Raw genomic sequence first — 4,048 nt, forward strand, 5'->3', positions numbered from 1 at the left:
GGATTTTACCTGATGATCTCCGCATTGAATGCATGGCCAAAATGAGCTATGGATAACCTAATTGAGATGTGGTGAGACGACGGATAGATAAATAGTCTTTGTTTTTATTGGGTTTTTAAGTGATTTTAATCTGAATGAGACGCTGTGGGAAAAGGTTATGGTGTCCCCGACTGACTTCACTAAATCGCCTGAGAGGTGCTATTTTAAAGGGTTTTTAATTGTGGTGTTATATGGATACCCCCAATAACACCCCCAATTCGTTTTTCATGCTGCTTTCCGTGGTTCGATTTCCAGGTTCGATTTCCACGCAAGATAATCAGAGTACTTCCAACGAGACATTCGTCCAAGCTTAATTTGCTTTGGGAATACTCCTCGCTTAATCAGATCATAAAACCATTTGGATGTCATACCGGTGTCTGCGGTAATGAATTTCATATCTACTAGCGAGTCAGGGCTAAGTGACTCTTTATTGATTGTCATAGCTGGCCTCTTATCTCTTTATCAATCCCATCACCGATTCCACTTAAACTGACCATTCAGAACGCCAATGGCGAAAAGAAGCCAAGCCAGCTTGTAGCCAAGTGGCTTTATCTTCTCGTAGTGACGGAGAATTATTGGGCGGGTGATGGAGTCTTTGTTTGTGTTGGCCGGCAGAGCGGCGAGGGTGGTTTTAATTTCGTTGTTACATTTTCTGGCGGTGGACAGGAGGGCGTTTTGTTTCTCTTGAGAAGTCACAATTCACCATCTCTTCACATGTGCGAGATAGAAGCCAACACAACAGACGATGACAAACAGAATCCAGTCAAGATATGTGATGATTAAGTTCATGCTGCTTTACTCCCGGTTAATATTTCCTGCCCAATCGCCTTTAGCTCATCGCGCTTAACAGTCGTGAACATGCAGCGGGGTTTGATGAATGGCCGCCAAATAAGCAGACACGATCCCTTGGTATTGCCGTTTTTTTTCACTTTGGCCTCAGCGGGGATAAACGATACCCAGCCATCCGTAATTAATCGCACTTCATCGACAGATTGCAGAGCCAGGCTAAACCAGCCCACAGCCACATCCGCAGGTACCAGCATCACGACTGGTTGTAATATCTCTCTGCATTGCCCTGCTGCCTTTAGCACCCACGGAGTTATGTCTGAGTAAGGGGGGTTAATCCAAACCGCACCATTGGCGGGCCACTCCGTGCTAAGCGCATCGTCTTGCTCAGTAAGATAGTGGGCGCACAGGGCGTTTTTATGGCTTGCCGCCGCATCTAGGTAAAAGCCAAACTCAATATCTAATGCAGTGAAGATATCGAGCGGGGTCATCCATAAATTTTTCAGGCCATCCGGCGTGTGGCTGCCGCCAAAGTCACTCATGCCGTAACCTCCATATATGACTCTATGAACGCTTTTGCCGCTTCAGCATTGATAGCGTTTCCGTAGGCGCGCAGTCGTCCCACTCTCGAGGTAGCCCCATGAGCCAGCGGGAATGAGCTGGGTTCAACTGGCCTCCACTTTCCATCCCGGCACAGGAGCCAGTCAGCATTTCTCCAGAAGCCGTTAACCGGGCCGGTTGGTCGGGTAATCCCTGTTCTGTCGCATAATCCAGCCGGTCGAACATCCGGTTTTTGCCATCCGAGCGAATTGTTGTTGGCCCCGACCCCTTGCTGTCGCTGGTCGTTGGCGTCGGCCACCCTGCCAACTGAACGAAATCCCTCAGCGATGATGAGATCGCATGTCCCGACGGACGACGATCCCCTGATAATTTCCTCATGGCTATGGATGCACTCCCGCCGCCAGTTGGATCGCTCGCTGTCGGAGTTGGCCAACCGACTTGCACCGAACCAGACTCTTTGCCTGATATGCGGCGCGCCGACGCCACAAGCTGGCAATACTGCCGCCCCGCAGGTGTAACCTTGTCTTTCCAGTTCATTGAATAAATCGTCGAGCCAGTGTTTTCCAATCGCCGCCGCAACCTGCTCTCCAAAGAGGTTTGTAGGTTGGCACTGAGCAATGAGGTTAAGCCAGACTGGAGCAAGGTGACGCTCATCATCACATCCAAGTTGATTGCCGGCTGCGCTGAAAGGCTGGCAGGGACAAGAGCCTGTCCAGACTGGCTTGTCGTCGGGCCATCCTGCTTGTCGCAAGGCGTATGACCATGCGCCGATACCCGCGAAGAAGTGGCACTGAGTGAATTCGGTAAGGTCTTCTGGTTTAACATCAACAATGCTCCGCTCGTCAACATAGCCGGGGGCAATATGACCGGCCTTAATTAGATTTCTTAGCCATTGGGCTGCATAAGGGTCAATCTCGTTGTAATAAGCTGTCATGCCGCGTTACCTCGCATCAAGTCAGCGCGCCGCCGATTCTCCCAGTCAGTTCTGCAAAAGCTGTCGCAGAAGCATCCAGCACTTATCGACTCGCTACAGTAGTAGCACTTGCCGATTTCTTTCATTTTCTGCCTGGCAGCGGTATTGCGAAGAGCTACTTCAAGGTTCAATGCTTCAAGCTCTTGGGCCTGGTCGATTTCGTCGCACATTACGCCACCTCATTTGTTTGTTGGTTCAGCAATCCAAACTTGACGATTTCCAGTACGCCAAGCACCTCACAGACGCCTATTTCACCGGCATATTCCTGAATAAGGTCATTGATTCGGCCCGTCAATTCAGCGGGCAGCGGGAATTTACGCTCAACGGGGAGCATTGAAATAGCCATAGGGACACTCCAGATTTAGTGAAATCCGTTTCTGTGAGTCCGTTGTGGGGTTAAAACGAGTTACCGATACACTTCGCTGCACATGAGCACAGCGTTAGGTCTGCGCTCTTTAATCAGCGTTGATATTTGTTGGCATTCGGATTGAGTAGGGTAGATATCGCCTGAAACTGGTAGGGCGTTGCAACTATCGTTAAAGCAGGAAGTGACGAGAAGAACAAAGCCGATTAGCATTAGTCACCCGATATTTTTGCTTTCAAAGCGAGTAGAAGATTCGGTTTTGAATCTTTCCAATCCGCAGGGATATTTGAATTTTCTGTACCTCTAGCTGATTCAAATCCGCGCCAGAATGCTTTGCGCATAAATTCAGTAATATCCTCCACATCCAACCCCACCGTTGGCTTGGCTGCTGTGAATAGCGGCTCTTGCCATAACTCATGTTCTTCGATATCTGCCTGACTCACAGCATTCAAACCGAGAAATCTTAATTGCCTAGCCCCACCTTTCTCATGAATTAGGTAAGCCGCAGGCGGCAACGCTTTCAACTCTGCAAGTTGCTCACGCAGTGATAGCAGTTCAGTAGCCATCTGAACTATGTCTAATGACCCAATTAATGGGTATACGCCGTGACAGATTGTGATTCCACAGGGTAATTCTGTTGGCGTAATCTCAGATAAATTTATTAATTTTTCTTTACTCAGCATCTGCATTCCCCTCTACTGTGAAACCGGCTGCTTTGATTGACGCTATAAATCTGTGTCGCCACATATCCTCAACTTCTAAAGGCTGGCGTAACTCAATATTTTCAATTCCGCGTGACACAGCAATCGGCTTACTCAGCTTCTCGTTTGCCGCTGATAACGCTGCTTCTGCTTTCTCGGCGCGTTCGCGTAGGTCTTTTACATCTGACTCACTGAACCATTTTTCATAGGTCTGGCCTTCCAGCCGATGAACAAGCTCACCGATTGGCAACGGCTTGATCAGTGCCCGCTCTGCGGCTTCCAGTTTGGAACGTAAAACCTCGTTAACTCCTTCTGTTTTCCGAATTGATAAATCAAAATGGCAGTTAAGCTCTTTCAATTCATCACGCTCTTTCTGTGCCGCTTCCAGTTGGGCTATCAGTGCAAGTATTTCCGAGGGCCGACAGTGCCCAATAAATTTTGATACCGCTTCGCTATAGCCGTCGTCGTTTAACGCATCCTCGAATCCCGTCCATCCGTGGAGATTTGCTCCCAATGCCGCTTTCTTCAACTCTTCGATGTTATTCATCAGTTGTTACCCCTCATGCTTTCACGAAATTTCTTATGCCATTTTCTAGCGCGATTTTGTCTAGCCGATAGATTCCT

5 protein-coding genes are annotated in these 4,048 nt (G+C 48.6%); all 5 read right to left on the bottom strand.

Features of this window, described 5'->3' with window-relative positions:
* Positions 1 to 824 precede the first annotated feature (824 nt).
* The 5 genes from AEP37_RS22565 to AEP37_RS22585 all read right to left on the bottom strand — a co-directional run bounded on the left by AEP37_RS22565 (position 825) and on the right by AEP37_RS22585 (position 3,971).
* Positions 825 to 1,367, bottom strand: a complete 543-nt coding sequence (locus tag AEP37_RS22565) for a phage N-6-adenine-methyltransferase (protein WP_049615424.1) — start codon at positions 1,365 to 1,367, stop codon at positions 825 to 827.
* The gene (locus AEP37_RS22570) at positions 1,364 to 2,320 is read right to left on the bottom strand and encodes a DNA cytosine methyltransferase (protein WP_049615425.1); all 957 of its coding nucleotides are present in this window, start codon (positions 2,318 to 2,320) and stop codon (positions 1,364 to 1,366) included. Before AEP37_RS22570 ends, AEP37_RS22565 begins: the two co-directional genes overlap by 4 nt.
* Positions 2,321 to 2,528: 208 nt before the next feature.
* On the bottom strand, positions 2,529 to 2,705 hold the full coding sequence (locus AEP37_RS26365; RefSeq protein WP_156168526.1) for a hypothetical protein: 177 nt from the start codon (positions 2,703 to 2,705) through the stop codon (positions 2,529 to 2,531).
* Positions 2,706 to 2,935: 230 nt separating this feature from the next.
* Positions 2,936 to 3,406, bottom strand: coding sequence for a hypothetical protein (locus AEP37_RS22580; protein ID WP_049615427.1), 471 nt, complete (start codon positions 3,404 to 3,406; stop codon positions 2,936 to 2,938).
* Positions 3,396 to 3,971: a hypothetical protein gene (locus AEP37_RS22585; protein WP_049615428.1), complete on the bottom strand. Its 576-nt coding sequence runs from the start codon at positions 3,969 to 3,971 to the stop codon at positions 3,396 to 3,398. Before AEP37_RS22585 ends, AEP37_RS22580 begins: the two co-directional genes overlap by 11 nt.
* Between the last annotated feature and the right edge of the window lie 77 nt (positions 3,972 to 4,048).

The sequence above is a fragment of the Yersinia pekkanenii genome (assembly GCF_001152565.1).
GTDB lineage: Bacteria > Pseudomonadota > Gammaproteobacteria > Enterobacterales > Enterobacteriaceae > Yersinia > Yersinia pekkanenii.

Bases quoted from the DNA above. Each gene is read 5' to 3' on its own strand.
- AEP37_RS22585 (WP_049615428.1), bottom strand. From the start codon at position 3,971: ATGAATAACATCGAAGAGTTGAAGAAAGCGGCATTGGGAGCAAATCTC.
- AEP37_RS22570 (WP_049615425.1), bottom strand. From the start codon at position 2,320: ATGACAGCTTATTACAACGAGATTGACCCTTATGCAGCCCAATGGCTA.
- AEP37_RS22565 (WP_049615424.1), bottom strand. From the start codon at position 1,367: ATGAGTGACTTTGGCGGCAGCCACACGCCGGATGGCCTGAAAAATTTA.
- AEP37_RS26365 (WP_156168526.1), bottom strand. From the start codon at position 2,705: ATGGCTATTTCAATGCTCCCCGTTGAGCGTAAATTCCCGCTGCCCGCT.
- AEP37_RS22580 (WP_049615427.1), bottom strand. From the start codon at position 3,406: ATGCTGAGTAAAGAAAAATTAATAAATTTATCTGAGATTACGCCAACA.